Origin of the sequence: Streptomyces sp. NPDC088747 (assembly GCF_044751025.1) — a bacterium.
Lineage (GTDB): Bacteria > Actinomycetota > Actinomycetes > Streptomycetales > Streptomycetaceae > Streptomyces.
Genome location: NZ_JBIVKZ010000002.1, coordinates 578,923 through 598,286, shown reverse-complemented (window position 1 = coordinate 598,286; position 19,364 = coordinate 578,923). Strand labels below are relative to the sequence as shown.

Annotated in this window: 11 protein-coding genes and 1 riboswitch; of the genes, 3 read left to right on the top strand and 8 right to left on the bottom strand. The window is 70.4% G+C overall.

What is annotated here, in order from left to right:
• Nucleotides 1–72 precede the first annotated feature (72 nt).
• From ACIP79_RS07155 to hisC, 6 genes are all read right to left on the bottom strand, one after another.
• Nucleotides 73–1,119, bottom strand: a complete 1,047-nt coding sequence (locus ACIP79_RS07155) for a peptidoglycan DD-metalloendopeptidase family protein (RefSeq protein WP_401220376.1) — start codon at nt 1,117–1,119, stop codon at nt 73–75.
• 271 nt (nt 1,120–1,390) lie between these two features.
• Nucleotides 1,391–3,169 carry a GAF domain-containing sensor histidine kinase gene (locus tag ACIP79_RS07150; RefSeq protein WP_401220374.1) on the bottom strand — a complete coding sequence of 593 codons (1,779 nt, stop codon included), beginning with the start codon at nt 3,167–3,169 and terminating at the stop codon, nt 1,391–1,393.
• 135 nt (nt 3,170–3,304) lie between these two features.
• Nucleotides 3,305–7,024 carry a thiol reductant ABC exporter subunit CydD gene (cydD, locus tag ACIP79_RS07145; RefSeq protein WP_401220372.1) on the bottom strand — a complete coding sequence of 1,240 codons (3,720 nt, stop codon included), beginning with the start codon at nt 7,022–7,024 and terminating at the stop codon, nt 3,305–3,307.
• A gap of 125 nt (nt 7,025–7,149) precedes the next feature.
• Nucleotides 7,150–8,157, bottom strand: a complete 1,008-nt coding sequence (cydB, locus tag ACIP79_RS07140) for a cytochrome d ubiquinol oxidase subunit II (protein ID WP_401220370.1) — start codon at nt 8,155–8,157, stop codon at nt 7,150–7,152.
• A gap of 20 nt (nt 8,158–8,177) precedes the next feature.
• Nucleotides 8,178–9,695 carry a cytochrome ubiquinol oxidase subunit I gene (locus ACIP79_RS07135; protein ID WP_401220367.1) on the bottom strand — a complete coding sequence of 506 codons (1,518 nt, stop codon included), beginning with the start codon at nt 9,693–9,695 and terminating at the stop codon, nt 8,178–8,180.
• Nucleotides 9,696–10,356: 661 nt separating this feature from the next.
• Nucleotides 10,357–11,436 carry a histidinol-phosphate transaminase gene (gene hisC, locus ACIP79_RS07130; protein ID WP_401220364.1) on the bottom strand — a complete coding sequence of 360 codons (1,080 nt, stop codon included), beginning with the start codon at nt 11,434–11,436 and terminating at the stop codon, nt 10,357–10,359.
• Nucleotides 11,437–11,856: 420 nt separating this feature from the next.
• Between hisC and ACIP79_RS07125 the strand changes: the two genes are divergently transcribed.
• From ACIP79_RS07125 to ACIP79_RS07115, 3 genes are all read left to right on the top strand, one after another.
• Nucleotides 11,857–12,969 (top strand): LacI family DNA-binding transcriptional regulator, encoded by a 1,113-nt coding sequence (locus ACIP79_RS07125; RefSeq protein ID WP_383679163.1) that lies wholly within the window; start codon nt 11,857–11,859, stop codon nt 12,967–12,969.
• Nucleotides 12,970–13,170: 201 nt separating this feature from the next.
• Nucleotides 13,171–14,235, top strand: a complete 1,065-nt coding sequence (locus ACIP79_RS07120; RefSeq protein WP_401220360.1) for a metallophosphoesterase — start codon at nt 13,171–13,173, stop codon at nt 14,233–14,235.
• Nucleotides 14,236–14,417: 182 nt separating this feature from the next.
• Nucleotides 14,418–15,284, top strand: coding sequence for a hypothetical protein (locus ACIP79_RS07115; protein WP_401220358.1), 867 nt, complete (start codon nt 14,418–14,420; stop codon nt 15,282–15,284).
• A 229-nt stretch (nt 15,285–15,513) separates the two neighbouring features.
• On the opposite strand, the gene ACIP79_RS07110 is transcribed toward ACIP79_RS07115, so the two are convergent.
• Both ACIP79_RS07110 and thiC read right to left on the bottom strand, forming a co-directional pair.
• On the bottom strand, nt 15,514–17,112 hold the full coding sequence (locus ACIP79_RS07110) for a VWA domain-containing protein (protein ID WP_401220356.1): 1,599 nt from the start codon (nt 17,110–17,112) through the stop codon (nt 15,514–15,516).
• A 217-nt stretch (nt 17,113–17,329) separates the two neighbouring features.
• Nucleotides 17,330–19,213: a phosphomethylpyrimidine synthase ThiC gene (thiC, locus tag ACIP79_RS07105; protein WP_401220354.1), complete on the bottom strand. Its 1,884-nt coding sequence runs from the start codon at nt 19,211–19,213 to the stop codon at nt 17,330–17,332.
• Nucleotides 19,206–19,362, bottom strand: a riboswitch (TPP riboswitch). It overlaps the preceding gene by 8 nt.
• Nucleotides 19,363–19,364: the final 2 nt, after the last annotated feature.

Here is a 19,364-nt window from a genome sequence, read left to right as displayed (position 1 = left end):
GCCGAGGCAAGGCTCACGGCCGCGTTCCCGCCCGCACCGTAGCCGGTACCCCCCGCACCCGTTCGCGCGGATCTACAGCGAAACCCCCCGCGCCGCCAGCCACGGCACCGGGTCGATCCCCGACCCCAGCTCGGGCGTGACCCGCACCTCGAAGTGCAGATGCGGGCCGGTCGAGTTGCCGGTGGTGCCTGACTGTCCGATCCACTGCCCGGCTTCGACCCGCTCGCCCTGGTCGACGGTGACTGCGGCGAGGTGCGCGTACTGCGTGTAGTAGCCGCCCGGGTGCTGGACCACGATCGCGATACCGAACGCCCCGCCGCACGACACCTTCACCACCCTGCCCGCTCCGGCCGCCCGCACCGGCGTGCCGATCGGCACCGCGAAGTCCTGCCCGGTGTGCCGGCCGGCCCAGCGTTCACCGCCGCTGCCGAAGCTCGCGGAGAGCTCGTACGTCTCCACCGGCGGGACCCACGCGCGCGTGGAGTCCGTTTCCGGCTGGTCGAGCCGGACGGCACCCCGGCAGGCGCCCGCCCCCACCGCGGCGTCCGCCTGGCCCTGGAGCACCGACCGCGCCTCGTCCAGTTTCACCTGGATCGTCCGCTTGATCTCGGCGAGTTCGACGTTGCGCCTGTCCAGTGCCTGCCACTGCGCCTGGGCCTTCGCCTCGTCCGCGGCGAGTCTCTCCTCGGCCCGGCGGCTCTTGCTGATGGCGTTGTTGACGGCGAGATCCGCCTGCCACACCGCGCGCTGACCGCGCATCAGTTCCTCCGGGCTGTCCGCGAGCAGCAACTGCGCGGTGATCGGCAGGCCGCCGCCCTCGCGGTACTGGGCGCGCGCGATACGGCCGAGGTCCCCGTTCAGCACGGCGATGTCCTGCCGTTCCCGTGCGAGGAGTTCCTCCGCCCGCTGCGCTCTGCTCCGCTGCGCCGCGGCCTCCTGATATCCGGCCTCGTACTGCCGCGCCGCCACGGAGGCGTCCTCGTAGAGCCGCGCCACCTGGGCACTGATGCCGGGCTCGGCCCCCGACTCGCCCTCGGCGGAGGTGGGCCGGGCCGCGAGAACCGCGACCGCGCACAGCAGGGCCGGCAGGAACAGGGGATGGCGGCGAAGTGAGCGCATGACAGCGATCGTGTCGCGTACCCGCGCTCCCGGTCCTGTTCAAGGGGTACGCACGGGGGAACGGGCGCCACGGATGGCTCTTTCGGGTGGGCCGAACAGGGGGATGGCTAGGGCGTGTTGACCCGCGAGGGCGGTGAGATGTGCTGGGGGAAGCCTTGCGGGGAGCCCTGAGGCGGGGAGCCCTGAGGCGGGGAGCCCTGAGGCGGGGAGCCCTGAGGTGGGGAGCCCTGAGGCGGGGAGTTCGGCGAGACGAGGCGGGAGCCGTGTGCGCTCAGTACGGCGCCTGCCACACCACTGTCGTACCGCTGCCGTGCTCACCGGCCCCCGGCTCGAACCAGCTCTCGCCGCCCAGGGACTCGGCGCGCCGCTCAAGGTTGTGCAGGCCGCTGCGCCTGCCGCCGTCGGGGATGCCGACCCCGTTGTCGGCGACCGTCAGCCGTACGCCCCGCCGTCCGTCCCGCAGGGTCGACCTCGCGTCGACGACGACGTCGATGCGGGAGGCCCCGGCGTGCCGGAAGGCGTTGGAGAGGGCCTCACGCAGGGCGGCGATGAGGTTCTTGCCGGTGAGTTCCCCGACCACGGTGTCGACAGGTCCGACGAAGCGGTGGGCGGGCTTGAAACCGAGCGGTACGGCGGCCATGTTGATCTCGCGCAGTACGCGGGTGCGCAGTCCGGACGGTGCTTCGGCGGGGTCCTGCTGGAGCGCGAAGATGGCGGTGCGGATCTCCTGGATGGTGACGTCGAGAGCGTCCACCGCCTTGCCGACCCCTTCCCGGACCTCGGGAGTGACGGACCGCCGCTGGGCGCCCTCCAGCATCATCCCGGTGGCGAAGAGCCGTTGGATCACGAGATCGTGCAGGTCACGGGCGATCCGGTCGCGGTCCTCGTACACCGCGAGGCGCTCCCGGTCGCGCTGCGCCTCGGCCATCATCAGCGCGAGCGCGGCCTGCGCGGCGAACTGCGCGGCCAGGGTCCGCTCGGTCCCCGTGAACGGGCGGGCGCCCAGCCCGCGCGGGGTGACGAGGCAGCCGAGGACGCGTCCGTCGCTCTGCAACGGGAGCATCATCATCGGCCCGTACAGTCGGGCGAACTCGGTGACCATGCGCGGGTCGGTGGCCGCGTCGTCGACGAACACGGGCTTCCCGCAGCGAAGTTCGGCGACGAACTCGTTCTCCGGCGGGAAGACCATTCCCAGCGCCTTCGAGGGGTGCTCGGCGGCGACGGCGACGACCTCCAGGCCGCCCTCGGCGGAGGGCAGCAGCACGACCCCCGCCGCGGAACCCGAGAGCCGGCGGGCCTGTTCGGCGACCACCTGGAGGGCGTCCTCGGCAGGACCGCCGGACAGGAGGGCGGTGGTGACGGCCACCGAGCCGTCGATCCAGCGCTCGCGCTGCTGGGCGGCCTCGTACAGCCGGGCGTTGCCGATGGCGATGCCCGCCTCCGTCGCCAGCACGCGGACCATGTTGAGGTCGTAGTCGTTGAAGGGCCCGCCGCCACGCTTCTCCGTCAGGTACAGATTCCCGAGGATCTCGCCCTGTACCTGGATGGGCACCCCCAGGAAGGTCCGCATCGGCGGATGGTGCGCCGGGAAGCCGCAGGACCGCGGATCGTCCGTCACGTTCGCGAGCCGTACGGGCTCCGGGTCGTGGATGAGCGCCCCCAGCAGCCCCTTGTGACCGTCCGGCAGCCTCCCGATCAGCCGGGCGGTGTCTTCGTCGACGCCCTCACCGTGGAACGCGAAGTCCACGAGCCCGTCCCCGTCCTCCGGCAGGACCCCGATCGCCGCGTACCGGGCGTCCGACAGCTCAGCCGCGGTCTCGCAGATGTGGTCGAGCGTGGAGTGCAGTTCCAGGCCCGTTCCCACCGACCGCACCGCCTCCAACAACTGGGGCACCCGCACGGCCAGGTCGACGGACAGCCCCTGCCCCCCGGGGACCTCCGGACCGGCCGTGCCGGAACCACCGCCAGACTGAGACGGGGACTGAGACGGGGATAGGGACGGGGACGGGGTCTCGGGCTCGGACTCGGGCGAGGCGGGGTCTGCCGACATACCCCGAGCGTAGTTAGTCCCTTTTGTCAGGGAAAGCCGGAGACAGGCCCTGGCCCGATGCCTGATCGGGCCCAGGGCCTGATGCCTGATCGGGCGGCCATCCACCTCGGCCACCCAGCTCGGCCGCCCTCGCGATCAGTACGCCGCGGCACCGACCAGCAGGTCCCCTGCCGCCTCCCGGTCCACCATCTCCCGAAGCGGGCCCTCGACGGCCGCCAGCTCCGCGTACGGCCCTCGTTGGACCACCCGGCCCTCCGCCAGCACGATCACCTCGTCCACGGCGTCAAGACCGGCCAGCCGATGGGTGATCAGCACAGTCGTACGGCCTTCGGTCGCGGCCAGCAGATCCGCGGTGAGCGCGTCGGCCGTCTGGAGATCGAGGTGCTCCGCGGGCTCGTCCAGCACGAGGACGGGGAAGTCGGCGAGCAGTGCGCGGGCCAGCGCGAGCCGCTGACGCTGCCCCCCGGACAGCCGGGCGCCGTGTTCGCCGATGAGCGTGTCGAGCCCGTCGGGGAGATCGTCGGCCCAGTCGAGCAGCCGGGCCCGCGCGAGCGCGTCACGCAGCCCGGCCTCGGTTGCGTCCTTCCTGGCCAGCAACAGGTTCTCGCGTACCGAACTGTCGAAGAGGTGCGCGTCCTGGGCACACAGCCCGACCAGCCGCCGTACGGCGTCACCTGACATCTCGTACGCGTCTGCCCCTCCCAGCGTGTAGGTGCCCTCGTCCGCGTCCAGGAAGCGCAGCAGAACCTGCGCGAGCGTGGTCTTGCCGGATCCGGAGGGGCCCACGACAGCGATCCTGCGCCCCTGCTCCAGGGTCAGGCCGAGCCCGGTGAGCGCGTCCCGGTCCTGTCCTGCGTGTCGGGCGTCCAGCGACTTGAGGACCAGGGGGAAGGGGGAGGCGGGCGCCTGCGCCGGGTCCTCCGGTTCGCGTACGGGATCGGCGGCGTCCAGCACCTCGTACACCCGCTCCGCGCTCTTGTGCACCCGCTGTCGGTACTGGACGGCGAGCGGCAGCGCGAGGACGGCCTCGAAGGCGGCCAGCGGGGTGAGGACGACGACGGCCATCGCCACTCCGCTCAGCCGCCCCGCGGAGACCGCCTGGGCGCCCACGACGGCCGCGGCCGTGACCGTCAGCCCGGACACCAGGGTGGTGAGCCCGTCGCCCAGCGCGGTCGCGGTGGCGGTCCGGGAGGCGATACGGGTGAGTACCGAGTCGGCCCGTCGAGTCTCGGCGGTACGGGCGGGCAGCGCGCCGGCGACCGCCAACTCGGCCGTGCCGGTGAGCAGATCGGCCACCCGGGTCGCGAGAACACCGCGCGCGGGTGCGAGCCGCCGCTCCGCGCGACGCGCCACGGCGCCGGTCAGCAGGGGTACCCCGACCGCGGCCGCCAGCAGTCCCACGGCGAGCACGGCACCGGCCTCGGGCAGCAGCCACGCCGTGAAGCCGACGGAAGCGGCGGACACGACGCCCGCGGCTCCAACGGGGAGCAGCCAGCGCAGCCAGTAGTCCTGGAGGGCGTCGACATCGGCGACGAGCCGAGACAGCAGATCTCCACGCCGGGTCGTCCGCAGTCCGGCGGGCGCCAGCCGCTCAAGGCGCCGGTACACGGCGACCCGGGTGTCGGCCAGCATCCGCAGCACCGCGTCGTGCGACACGAGCCGCTCGGTGTACCGGAACACGGCCCGCCCGATACCGAACGCCCTCGTGGCCGTCACCGCGATCATCAGATACATCACCGGAGGCTGCTCGGACGCTCGCGAGATGAGCCATCCGGACGTGGCCATCAACCCGACGGCGCTGCCCAGCGCGAGACTGCCGAGGAGGAGGGCGAGACCGAGGGCGCCCCGTCTGGGGGCGGCCATGGCCCGGACACGGGCGAGCACGCCGTCCCGCCTGCGCGTGGCCATGCCCGCCCCTCCTCCGACCCCGACAGGCACGCTCTCCAGCTCGACCGCCCGTCCCTCCGACGCTCGCCCGGCCTGCACACTCCCGGCGCTCCCGGCACCGGCCACCGGCACGACCGCCGGTACCGATCCGACCGCCGCCGGTACCGATCCGGACACCGGTACGACCGCCGGTACCGCTCCAGGCGCCGGTACGACCACTGGTCCGGACGCGGGCGCCGGTACGACCGACCCGGAGCCGGACGCCGATACGTCCGCCGCGGAACCGGACGCCGATACGTCCGCCGCGGAACCGGAAGCCGGTACGGCCGTCGCGGGTTCCATCCGAACCACCCGGTCGGCCACCCCCAACAACGCCGGCCGGTGCACCACCAGCAGTACCGTCCGGCCCACGGAGAGCCGCCGGACCGCCTCCACGACCTCCGCCTCCGTCGCGCCGTCCAGTGCGGCCGTCGGCTCGTCGAGGAGCAGCACCGGACGGTCCGCGAGGAACGCGCGGGCCAGGGCGAGACGCTGGCGCTGGCCTGCCGACAGCCCGGCACCGTCCTCACCGAGCACGGTGGCCGCTCCGTCGGGCAACGCGTCGACGAAGCCCGCGGCGCCCGCGTCGGCCAGCGCCCGCCGTACCGCGGCGTCGTCCGCGTCGGGCCGGGCGAGCCGTACATTCTCGGCGATCGACTGGGCGTACAGGTGGGGCCGCTGCGGCACCCAGGCGATGCGCGAACGCCAGTCAGCCAGGTCTGCCTCGCGGAGATCGACTCCCCCGATCCGCACCCGCCCCTCGGCGGGTTCCACGAATCCCAGCAGGACGTTCAGCAGCGTCGACTTGCCCACGCCGCTCGGCCCGACAAGGGCCACCGTCTCCCCGTGCCCGACGGTGAAGGAGACGCCTGAGACCGCGTCGCCGGAGCGCCCCGGATACCGCACGGTCACGGCCTCGAAGCCGATCTCGCCCTCCGGCACGGGACGCGAGCCGGAGGAGGGCACCGGAGTCTTCAGCACCGCGAAGATCTCCTCTGCCGCGGAGAGGCCTTCGGCGGCGGCGTGGTACTGCGCGCCCACCTGCCGCAGCGGCAGATACGCCTCGGGTGCCAGGACGAGGATGACGAGCCCCACGTAGAGGTCCATCTCGCCGTGGACGAGCCGCATACCGATGGTCACCGCGACCAGCGCGACCGAGATCGTCGCGAGCAGTTCCAGGGCGAAGGACGACAGGAAGGCGATCCGCAGGGTCCGCATGGTCGCCTGCCGGTACTCGCCGGTGATCTTCCGGATCGACTCGGCCTGCGCCTTGGCCCGGCCGAAGACCTTGAGCGTGGGCAACCCCGCGACCACGTCCAGGAAATGCCCGGAGAGCCGTGAGAGCAGCCGCCACTGACGGTCCATCTGGCTCTGGGTGGCCCAGCCGATGAGCATCATGAACACCGGGATCAGCGGCAGCGTGCCGGCGATGATGGCCGCCGACACCCAGTCCTCGGTGACGATCCGGGCGAGCACCGCCACGGGAACCACCACCGCGAGCCCCAACTGCGGCAGATAGCGCGAGAAGTAGTCGTCGAGCGCGTCGACTCCCCGGGTGGTGAGGGCGACCAGGGATCCCGTCCGCTGCCCGCTCAGCCAGCCGGGACCGAGCTGCGACGCCCGCTCCAGCAGCCGCCCCCGCAACTCCGACTTGACCGCCGCGCCGGCCCGGTGCGCGGCGAGTTCGGTGAGCCAGGAAACCAGGGCGCGCCCCGCAGCGACCAGAACCAGCAGAACCAGCGGGGTGCGGAGTTCGGTGACCGAGTAGCCGTGCTGGAAGGCGCCGACCACCACTTCGGCGATGAGCATCGCCTGGGCAATGACCAGCGCCGCTCCGGCGGCCCCCAGACCGACAACCGCCGCGAGGAAGAAGCGAGTTGCGCGGGCGTACCGAAGCAGACGCGGGTCGATTGGTTTCACGTGAAACACACCCTTGGCTCAACAGGCACGTTTCACGTGAAACATGCCGTAGTCGGACTCAGCGCGCTCAACCGGGCTCAGCGCGCGTCGGAAGACTCAGTGCGTGGTGGCGGACTCGGTGTCCGGTAGAGGACTCAGTGCGTTGCGTCGACGCTGATGTGCTGCGTGCCGATCCGCTTGCGGAACACCCAGTACGTCCATGACTGGTAGAGCAGGACGATCGGTGTCGCGATCCCAGCGCACCAGGTCATGATCTTCAGGGTGTACGGGCTCGACGACGCGTTGCTGACCGTCAGGCTCCACTCGTCGTTGAGCGAGGAGGGCATGACGTTCGGGAAGAGGGACAGGAACAGCATCGCGACGGCAGCCACGATGGTGAGCCCCGACAGCATGAACGCCCAGCCCTCACGCCCGGCCTGGACAGCCCCGAGTGCCGCGACCAGCGAGACGACCGCGACGATCAGCGCGACCAGGGAGCTGCCGTCACCGTTGTCGGCCTGGGTCCAGACGAGGAAGACGAGAGCCAGCACGGCCGTCGCCAGCCCGAGCTTCAGCGCCAGTTTCCGCGCCCGCTCCCGGATGTTCCCGACGGTCTTGAGCCCGACGAACACCGTCCCGTGGAAGGTGAACAGGGTCAGCGTGACCAGGCCACCGAGGATCGCGTACGGGTTGAGGAGGTCCCAGAAGCCGCCGACGTACTCGAAGCTGCGGTCGATCTTCACTCCGCGCACGATGTTGCCGAAGGCGACGCCCCACATGAACGCGGGGATCAGGGAGGTCCAGAAGATCGCGTTCTCCCAGTTGCGCTGCCAGTTCTCCTCAGGCCGCTTCACCCGGTACTCGAAGGCCACGCCGCGCACGATCAGGCAGACCAGGATGATCAGCAGCGGCAGGTAGAAGCCGGAGAAGAGCGTGGCGTACCACTCGGGGAAGGCGGCGAAGGTCGCGCCGCCCGCGCTGAGCAGCCACACCTCGTTGCCGTCCCAGACCGGGCCGATCGTGTTGATCAGGACGCGCTTCTCGGTGCGGTCACGGGCCAGCAGTTTGGTGAGGACGCCGACCCCGAAGTCGAAGCCCTCCAGGAAGAAGTAGCCGGTCCAGAGGACCGCGATAAGGACGAACCAGACGTCGTGGAGTTCCATGACTCAGCAGCTCCCTCGGCCTAGTAGGAGAAGGCCATCGGCTTGTCGGCGTCACTGAGGTCGCCGCCGATCTTCGTGGGCGGATTGAGGTCGGCCTCGGTGAGTTCGGGCGGCCCCTGCTTGACGTACTTGACCATCAGCTTCACCTCGATGACGGCGAGGACCGCGTAGATCAGGGTGAACACGATCAGCGAGGTGAGCACCTCACCCTGCGAGACGCCCGGCGAGACGGCGTCCCTGGTCTTCAGCAGGCCGTAGACCACCCAGGGCTGACGTCCCGTCTCGGTGAAGATCCAGCCCCAGGAGATGCCGATGATCGGGAAGATCAGCGTCCACTGGGAGAGCCGCCACCACCAGACGCCCAGCTTCGGTGTCAGCTCCCGCCGCTTGGTGAGCATGAGCTTGGGCACGTCCTCGTCCCCGGTGCGGTGTTCCGCCGCCAGCCAGAACTTCCGCCGGGTCAGCCAGAGACCGGCGCCGCAGAGGATCATCGAGACTCCGCCGAAGCCGATCATCCAGCGGTAGGCCCAGTAGGCGGTGGGGATGTTGGGCCGGTAGTCGCCCGGCCCGTACTTCTCCTGCTCGGCCTTGTTGATGTCGTTGATGCCGGGGATCTCGGCGTTGAAGTCGTTCTTGGCGAGGAAGGACAGTATTCCGGGGATCTCGATGGCGACCTTGTTGTGTCCCTCGGCCACATCGCCGTACGCGAAGAGCGAGAAGGGGGCGGGCTGCTCGGATTCCCACAGCGCCTCGGCGGCCGACATCTTCATGGGCTGCTGCTCGTACATCACCTTGCCGAGGGTGTCGGCGCTGACCACGGTGAGGATCGTGCCGACCAGCGCGGTGATCAGCCCGAGCCGCAGCGACATGCGCATCGTCCGGATGTGCTGCCTCTTGCGGAGGTGGAAGATGGCGATGCCGGTCACGAAGGCGCCGCCGACCAGGATGGACGCGCTCATGACGTGCCAGAAGTTGACGAGCGCGGTCTCCTGGAAGAGCACCTTGGGGAAGTCGGTGAGCTCGGCCCGGGTACTGCCGTCCGCCTTCTTCACGATCCGGTAGCCGACCGGATGCTGCATGAAGGAGTTGGCCGCCATGATGAAGTACGCGGACAGGACCGTGCCGATCGAGACCATCCAGATGCAGGCGAGGTGGATCTTCTTCGGCAGCTTGTCCCAGCCGAAGATCCACAGCCCGATGAAGGTGGACTCGAAGAAGAAGGCGATCAGCGCCTCGAAGGCGAGCGGGGCGCCGAAGACGTCACCTACGAAGCGCGAGTAGTCGGACCAGTTCATGCCGAACTGGAACTCCTGCACGATGCCGGTCACGACACCCATGGCGATATTGATCAGGAACAGCTTTCCCCAGAACTTGGTCGCCCTGAGGTAGTGCTCCTTGCCCGTTCGCACCCAGGCGGTCTCGAGGATCGCCGTGACCGCGGCGAGCGAGATCGTCAGGGGCACGAAGAGGAAGTGGTAGACGGTGGTGATGCCGAACTGCCAGCGCGCCAGGGTCTCGGGCGCCAAAGCCAATTCCACGTCGTCACTCTCCTTACATCGCCGTGGTACAGCGGCAGTTTGCTCCGTTTGTCACGCACATCACGGGCGCAACCGGGCACGTTTGTGAACGCGTTCACATTCACAAGCAAGTATGCCGCATAGCCGTTCGAGGGTTGACACGCGGGGGGTGCCTAAGCGTGGACCGGCTGGTCACGGCCGAATTGTCGACACGAAGTCGGTGCGCGAAGGTCGTCCCGGACCCCGATCCGACCGATCCGCAGACCGATCCGCAGCCCGCCCCGCCGGCCCGCTCCACCGACCGGTGGGCCACCGGTCCACCGCCTCCGGCACTCGCACTGGCACTGGCACCGGCACCGACACCGACCAGCCTCGCCCCTCGCCGGACCCCGCCCGCCCGGGCGCACAGCAAGACGCCGCCGCGCATCCACACCGCACGACGGCGCCCTCGTACCCGTAGAACGTCTTTCGACGGAACCGCCGCCCTGGCCCCGCATGCCCTGGGCCCCCGGAACCTCCGACCCGGCGGCTCCACGGGCCCCAGCCCCGTCACCACCGAGGCAGCGCCCCGACGACCCGGCGACCCCGCCTGCCCCAACCCCCGTCACCGCCGCCCCGGCCCCGGAACCCAGGGCCTGTCCGACAACCCTCCGACAGGCTCTCGGCAACCCTCCGACACCCCCTAGAGCTCCTTGCGGAACCCCTCCGTCGCCTTGAGGAAGATGTCGTTCGCCTCGGTCTCGCCGATCGTCACCCGGACCCCCTCGCCGACGAACGGCCGCACGACGACCCCGGCCTGCTCGCACGCGGCAGCGAAGTCGAGCGTGCGCTCCCCCAGCCGCAGCCAGACGAAGTTGGCCTGCGTCTCGGGCACCGTCCAGCCCTGCCCGCGCAGCGCCTCGACCACCCGGAGGCGCTCCGACACCAGGGAGCCCACCCGGCCCAGCAACTCGTCCTCGGCGCGCAGCGAGGCGACCGCCGCGTCCTGGGCGAGCTGGCTCACGCCGAAGGGGACCGCCGTCTTGCGCAGGGCCGCGGCCACCGGCTCGTGGGCGATCGCGAAACCGACCCGCAGGCCCGCGAGCCCGTACGCCTTGGAGAAGGTGCGCAGCACACAGACGTTGGGCCGGTCGCGGTAGAGCGAGACGCCGTCCGGCACCTCCACGTCACGGTTGAACTCGCGGTACGCCTCGTCCAGGACCACCAGCACATCGCTGGGCACCCGGTCGAGGAACCGCTCAAGCTCGGCCCGGCGCACCACGGTGCCGGTGGGGTTGTTGGGGTTGCAGACGAAGATCAGCCGGGTCCGGTCGGTGATCGCGTCCGCCATCGCGTCCAGGTCGTGCACATCGCCCGGCGTCAGCGGCACCCGCACCGAGGTCGCCCCGCTGATCTGCGCGATGATCGGGTACGCCTCGAAGGACCGCCAGGCGTAGATGATCTCGTCGCCCGGCCCGCTCGTGGCCTGCACCAGCTGCTGTGCGACCCCGACGGAACCGGTGCCGGTGGCCAGGTCCGAGAGGGGGACCGCGAAGCGCTCCGACAACTCGTTCATCAGACCGGTGCACGCCATGTCCGGGTAGCGGTTGAAGGACGCCGAGGCGGCGGCCACGCTCTCCATCACACCGGGCAGCGGCGGGTAGGGGTTCTCGTTCGAGGACAGCTTGTACGCCACCCCGCCACCGGCCGCGGCGGGCCTGCCGGGCTTGTAGGTGGGGATACCCTCCAGCTCGGCACGCAGCTTGGGGCTCGTCTCGCTCACCGCAGTCCTCCTCGCGACCACCGACGGCTCATGACCACCACCGGCTACCAATGCTCCTCACCTTATGAGGATTCGGCGCCACTGCGAATGGCCTGTGGACAACCGCCTCGCCGTCGGCGGAGCCCGAGTGATCATCCCCGTACGAAGGCGTACGAATGGGGGGCGCGCCACCCTTCAGACCGCGCGCCGGTGGCTCACGCCGTAGCGCGCATCCCTCGTCAAGGTGAGTTGAGACCTCTTCGAGACATGGCCCCCTTGGCAGGCCTATGCGCGCCGACAAGTCACGTCCTGCCATTGGATCGTTCAACTGACTTTCTTTCTAAGGCAGTTGGCCCTTTTCGACCATGCAGAAACGTGCCTGTCAACGAGTGCATATGCGTCCGCACTACCCCACCGCATGAGCCCTACTATCGGCTCGCCATGACAGCAGCAGGGAAGCACCAGGTGAGCCGGGCGGATACAACCCGCCGCGGCGGTCGGCCGGGCCGGGCGGGCATCAGAGACGTGGCCGCAGCCGCCGGAGTGTCCATCACGACCGTCTCCGACGCCCTCAACGGCAAGGGCCGGCTCCCGGACGCCACCCGACGCCATGTCCGCGAGGTCGCCGACCGGCTGGGCTACCGCCCGTCGGCCGCGGCCCGAACCCTCCGTACCGGCAAGTCGGGTCTCATCGGCCTGACCGTGACGACGTACGGGGATGAACCTTTCACCTTCACCGAATTCGCGTACTTCGCGGAGATGGCCAGAGCCGCCACCTCGGCCGCGCTGGCCCGGGGCTACGCCCTGGTCATCCTCCCCGCGACCTCGCGCCACGACGTGTGGTCCAACGTCGCCCTGGACGGCACCGTCGTCATCGACCCGTCCGACCACGACCCGGTCGTCAGCGAACTCGTCCGCCAGGGCTTACCGGTCGTCTCCGACGGCCGCCCGGCCGGCTCGCTGCCGGTCACCGCCTGGGTGGACAACGACCACGAGGCCGCCGTACTGGGCATCCTCGACCACCTGGCCGACGCCGGCGCCCGCCGGATCGGCCTCCTCACCGGCACCACCACCGACACCTACACTCACCTCTCCACCACCGCCTACCTGCGCTGGTGCGAGCGCGTGGGCCAGGATCCGGTGTACGAGGCCTACCCGGCGCACGATCCCTGCGCGGGAGCCGTCGCCGCCGACCGGCTGCTCGCGCGGCCCGACCGGCCGGACGCCGTCTACGGACTCTTCGACCCGAACGGCACCGACCTGCTGGCCGCGGCGCGGCGCTACGGCCTGCGCGTACCGGACGACCTGCTCCTCGTCTGCTGCAGCGAGTCCACGGTGTACGCCAGCACCGAGCCGCCCATCACCACGCTCTCGCTCAAACCGCGCCGGATCGGCACCGCGGTGGTGCAACTCCTCATCGACGCCATCGAGGGGGTCGAATCGGACCAACCGGTCGAGCAGGTGATACCGACCGAGCTGATCGTGCGGACCTCCTCGGAACGCCGTCCGCCGCGGACGACGGTGAGTCCGCCCCGATCACCCGAGAAAGGCTGACGCCCGACGCGGACGGGTGGGGTAAGCCCCGCCCAATCCGGGCAAAAACCCCGGTGAACAGGGCTCCTGCTCCGATTCACCACCCCTGGGTCATCACATGGCGCGATCCGCATTCCTATGATGGGCCCACGACACCGCGGGCCGCTGCGACCAGGCAGTCCGATCCGGTGCAGATGCGGCGCGATGGTGGTGGAGGGGTCGATGACTCAGGGGGCCGGTCAGGGACCCGAGGCGCGGACGGCGACGTTGCGCGACTTCCGGGTGCCCGCGTACGTGCACGAGACCGGTCCGTACGCCCAGAGCACGCTACCCGGCGAGGGACCTGTGGCCGTCGAGGAGCCCGAGGGCTACACCCCGACGCGGCGCGATCTGCCGGTGATCAACCGGGGTGACACGGTCCAGGTCACCGTCGACCCCGCGGAGGCCGTGCCGGGCGGAGCCGACGGACCGGGCCCGCTGTACGTGGTGGGCGATGTGCACGGCTATCTCGACCAGCTCGTCGCCGCGCTCCAGGAGCAGGGCCTCCTCGACGCCGGCGGCAACTGGTCGGCGGGCACCGCGCGCCTGTGGTTCCTCGGCGACTTCACCGACCGCGGCCCGGACGGCATCGGCGTGATCGACCTCGTGATGCGGCTGTCCGCCGAGGCCGCGGCCGCCGGCGGCTATTGCAAGGCGCTCATGGGCAACCACGAGCTGCTGCTGCTCGGTGCCAGGCGCTTCGGCGACACCCCGGTCAACTCCGGCGCCGGCACCGCCACCTTCCAGGCCGCCTGGCTGCTCAACGGCGGCCAGAAGACCGACATGGACCGTCTCCAGGACCACCATCTGCAGTGGATGGCCCGTCTCGACGCGATGGAGGAGGTCGACGGCCACCTCCTGGTGCACTCCGACACCACCGCCTACCTCGACTACGGCGACTCCATCGAGGCGGTCAACGACACCGTCCGCGAAACCCTCACCCGCAACGACGCGGACGAGTGCTGGGACCTGTTCCGCAAGTTCACCAAGCGCTTCGCCTTCCGCGACGACGGCGGCGCCGCGGCCGTGCTCTCCCTGCTGGACATGTACGGCGGCTCACGCATCGTCCACGGCCACAGCCCCATCCCCTACCTCCTGGGCGACGTGGGGTCCGAGGACGGCGAGGAAAACACCAGCCCCGGAGTCGAAGGACCACATCTCTACGCCGACGGACTGGCCATCGCGATGGACGGCGGTGTGACCATGGCCGGAAAACTGCTGGTCCAGCAGCTGCCACTGGACAGCTGAGGCTTCTTCGGGCAGGCATCCCACGGTGAAGGACTCCGCTGGCCACAGGGCAATTTCTGGAAACCCCCTGTCACGGCGTGCCGTCGCCGCTCTACCATCGGACTATCCGTAGCAGGCTCCCCTCCGTTTCTGCCCAACGGCTCGTCAGCGTGCGAGCCATCAGCCCTACGGAGCATCGGGGGATGCAGATGAACAGCGTTCCGCAGCACCTGCTGAGCGAGGACCGCCAGGAATACGAGCGGATCCTCGATGAGGCGCTGCGCTCCGCACCACACCGCCCGGAACTCGCCGCTGTCGGCCAGCGGCTCAACCCGGAACAACTGCGCACCATGGCACTCAACGCCACGGCACTCATCACGGTGGCCGCGACGGCCGAGTACCAGCACTACGTGAAAGCCCGTGAGGAACTGCGTCAACCGGCGCCGACCACCCCGTCCGCTCGCAAGGAATCCGGCTCCGCCGAGCCGGGTTCGAGTGCGATGGGGTTCGCCGCCACCGTGGGGGAGGTCACCGAGACAGCCGGCGCGGGCGCCATCGCCGTCGTCGCGGTGCTCGCCCCCGTCCTCGCCGGGACGGCCGCGGCGATCTTCCTGCTCGTGGGGTACATCCTGAAAATGCTCGACCCCGAGCCGGCGTTCGCCAAGACCCTCCTGACCACCGGGTGGGTCTTCGGCGCGGTCACGGCGGCCGCGATTCTGGTCGCCGCGGTCGGGCTCCTGCTCACCGCACTGCGCAACAGCTCGTCCTCGCTCCAGGCTGGAGCCCGCGGCGAGCTCGACGAACAGGTCGACCGGGCCAGGGAAGCCTGGCACGACGCTCTCCTGGAGCGCGGCATCATGCCGTTCCTCCGAGATGCGCTCACCGACCCGGGCTCGGCGGCCATGCGCCGTACGTCGTCGCCGACACCGAGCAGCCGCATGCCGCAACTCGGCTACAACCGGCCGGGGTTCAGCAGCCCCGACGGCGGCCCGGCCGCGGCGCGCCCGAGTTTCTCCAGCCCGGACTTCTCCAGCCCGGACTTCGGGGGGCCCGAACACCAGCCGGAGTGACACCCCGCCGGCCGACGGTCGGGGACGGTCACGTGAAGGGGAAACGGGCCCGCGCCATTTCGGCGTGGGCCCGCACCTCGTCGACGGTGGCGCAGGTACGCCCACTAACGCCCGCCCGATGCGTACGCCCGCCCGATTCGTACGCGCGCCCCATGCGTACGGCGCACCGGGCTGCGGACAGAGGCAGCTGTGTCGGTCCGGGCTCCGGACAGACGCACCTGTGCCGGCCTCAGACGATGCCCAGTTGCCGGGCCGCGGTCACCCACGACGGGAACTGGGAGAGCAGGCGGTCGTACAGCTCCGCGTCCGGCAGGCGGCCGATGTCGTCGACGGCGAAGAACCCCACATTGTCGACGCGCCTGCCCGGCAGCTGGTCGAAACGCTCCAGCACGCCGTAGTTGGACCGGCCCAGGCCCACGAACTGCCAGAAGACCGGCTCCTCCACCGCCCCCAGCAGTTCCCGCTCGATCTCCCTGTTGCGGTAGACGCCGCCGTCGGAGAAGAACAGCACCAGTGTGGGATCGGCGGCCGGGTGCTCGCGAACATACGTACGCACCTCGGCGATCACCTTCTGCTCCTCGTTCTGGATGCCGACCGCCCGCATGTCCACCTGCCCCGGCAGAAGACCCTTGCGGGGCTTCTTGCGCCGGAACAGGGTCAGTTCACCGACCCGCACATGCAGCCCCAGCCACTCGGGCAGCTCGCCCAGGGTCAGATCCGGCAGCCGGGCGGGCTGCGACGCGAACGTCCACGCCTGCATCGCCCCGTCGTCGTCCAGCTCCGCGGCGACCGCGGCCATCCGCTCCACCACGTCGGCCACGACGCCCTGCGTGTACAGCCCGGACATGGATCCGGAAGCGTCGAGAACCAGCACGACCCGGGCCCTGACCCCCGCCGCCCCGTGCTTCCGCAGGCTGACCGCCACCTGCTCCTTCCGCAGGGAGAGCCGCTTGCGCATGTCCACGGGCAGGTGCTCCTCGCCCTTGGTGAGGCGAGGGGGAGCGGCGGACGGAGGTACGGGGGCCTGGGCCGGCGCCGGGGCGGCTGCGGGAGCCCTGGGCGGCCTTGTGGGGGCGGCGGGTGCGGTACGGGGCTGGGCGACCGGGTCGCGGGTCGGAGCGGACGCCGCGTTGGGTGGCTGGGCGGACGCCGAGTTGGGTGGCTGGGCGGATGCGGGGCTGTGCGTCGGAGCCGCCGCCGGTGTACGGGTCGGAGCGGACGCCGGGGCCGCCGCCGGGCCCCGTGCGGGAGCGGCCGTCGGCGTGCCGGCCGGCGAGGTCACCGCGGCGTCCGTCTCCTCGTCCACGCTGATGCCGAAGTCGGTGGCCAGCCCCGCGAGCCCGGACGCGTACCCCTGTCCGACCGCGCGGAACTTCCACCGGCCGCCCCGCAGGTACAGCTCACCGCCGATGAACGCCGTCTCGCTCGTGGCCTCCATCTCGAAGTACGCGACCTCGCTCCGCGTCCCGGCGTCGAGCAGCCGCAACGTCAGCCCGGACAGCTCGCCGAAGGTGCCCCCGTCCGCCGAGGCGCACAGCACCACCCGCTCGATGCCGGGCTCCAGGGCACGCAGATCCACCTCGACCGTGTCGGTCGTGACACCGGCGGCCTCCCGCTTCCCCAGGTGCCGTACGGCGCCGGAGGCGTGCTGCGGCTGGTTGTAGAAGATGAAGTCGCCGTCGTCCCGCACCCGTCCATCCGCACCGAGCAGCAGTGCGGAGGCGTCGGCGTCCGGCGCGCCGGACGCCCCCGACCAGCCGAGCACGGCATGTACGGACCCGGCGTCGACCGGGAGGTTGGCGCCCTTGCTCATCGATGTGGATGTCATGGGTCAAGTCTGCCGAGAGAATCCTGTCGCGTGGCAACGCCTGTGACGAGCGCCGGCACCCGGTGAGGGATTCCACGCGGCGGTCGGCACCGCGACGACGGCCGCGCGCCGCCTTCGCGGCCCCGGCCTTCTCCGCGGTCCCAGCCTGCGGGCGGCGGGGCCGGGGCCGCGGAGAAGGAGCCGGACGCCGCCGAAGGAGCAGGGCGCCCCCGCCGAGTCAGTCCGCGAGTGGCAGATACACCCGGTTCCCGCTCGCCGCGAACTCCTTCGACTTCAGCAGCATTCCCTCGGCGACCTCCTCGGCGGACGCTCCCGCGGCCGCCGTGCCACCGAACTGCTCCGTGATGCTGTGACTGATCTTCATCGAGCAGAACTTCGGCCCGCACATGGAGCAGAAGTGGGCCGTCTTGGCGGGCTCGGCCGGCAGTGTCTCGTCGTGGAACTCCCGTGCCGTGTCCGGATCGAGGGCCAGGTTGAACTGGTCCTCCCAGCGGAACTCGAAACGGGCGTCGGACAGCGCGTCGTCCCAGTCCTGCGCACCCGGGTGGCCCTTGGCGAGGTCGGCCGCGTGTGCGGCGATCTTGTACGTGATGACACCGGTCTTGACGTCGTCACGGTTGGGCAGCCCCAGGTGCTCCTTGGGCGTGACGTAGCAGAGCATGGCCGTGCCCCACCAGGCGATCATCGCGGCACCGATACCGGAGGTGATGTGGTCGTACGCCGGCGCGACGTCCGTGGTCAGCGGGCCGAGCGTATAGAACGGAGCTTCATCACAGATCTCCTGCTGAAGGTCGATGTTCTCCTTGATCTTGTGCATCGGGACATGTCCCGGGCCTTCGATCATGGTCTGAACATTGAAACGCTTCGCGATCGTGTTGAGTTCCCCGAGCGTCCTCAACTCGGCGAACTGCGCGGCGTCGTTGGCGTCCGCGATCGACCCGGGCCGTAGCCCGTCACCGAGCGAGTAGGTGACGTCGTACGCCGCGAGGATCTCGCACAGTTCCTCGAAGTTCTCGTAGAGGAAGCTCTCCTGGTGGTGGGCCAGGCACCACGCGGCCATGATCGAGCCGCCGCGCGAGACGATGCCGGTCTTGCGGTTCGCGGTGAGCGGCACGAACGGCAGGCGCACGCCCGCGTGGACCGTCATGTAGTCCACGCCCTGCTCGGCCTGCTCGATGACCGTGTCCTTGTAGATCCCCCAGGTCAGCTCCTCGGCACGGCCGTCCACCTTCTCCAACGCCTGGTAGAGCGGCACGGTGCCGATCGGCACGGGGGAGTTGCGCAGCACCCATTCGCGGGTGGTGTGGATGTTGCGGCCGGTGGACAGGTCCATGACCGTGTCGGCGCCCCAGCGGGTCGCCCACGTCATCTTCTCGACCTCCTCCTCGATGGAGGAAGTGACCGCGGAGTTGCCGATGTTGGCGTTGACCTTCACCAGGAACCGCTTGCCGATGATCATCGGCTCGATCTCCGGGTGGTTGACGTTCACGGGCATCACCGCGCGTCCGGCGGCGATCTCCTCGCGTACGACCTCCGCCTCGACGTTCTCGCGGACCGCCACGAACTCCATCTCGGGCGTGATCTCGCCACGCCGGGCGTACGCGAGCTGCGTCACGGCCTGTCCGGAGCGGCCCCGGCGCGGCTGACGCGGCCGGCCCGGGAAGACCGCGTCGAGGTTGCGGAGGCCGCCGCGCGGTGAGGTGTGCTTGATCCCGTCGTCCTCAGGGCGGACCGGGCGGCCCGCGTACTCCTCGGTGTCACCGCGGGCGATGATCCAGTTCTCGCGCAGCGGCGCCAGTCCCCGCCGTACGTCGGTGTCGACGGCCGGATCGGTGTACGGGCCGGAGGTGTCGTACAGCGTGACGGACTGGCCGTTGGTGAGGTGGACCTGACGGACCGGCACCCGCAGATCGGGGCGCGAGCCTCCGGCGTACGCCTTGTGCCAGCCGATGGACCGCCCGGCCTCGCCGTCGGCTGAGGGGACTTCGCCGTTTGTCGAGAGGACTTCGCCGTTGGCTGACGGGACTTCGCCGTTCGGTGACGTGGATGTCCCGTCCGTCTGGCCGGAGGCAGGCGTGCCTGATACGTCCTTGTTGGTCATGAGACCTACTCCCTACGCCGGCATTACCCGGTAACAGGTTCGGCGGTCGACGCAGCGGCTTCCGTCTGCCGATGTTTCATGTGAAACATCGCTACGACGAAGGTCAGCGCCCTCTCAGCCCGGTGCTCCGAGCTCCCGCGTGTGCAAAGGT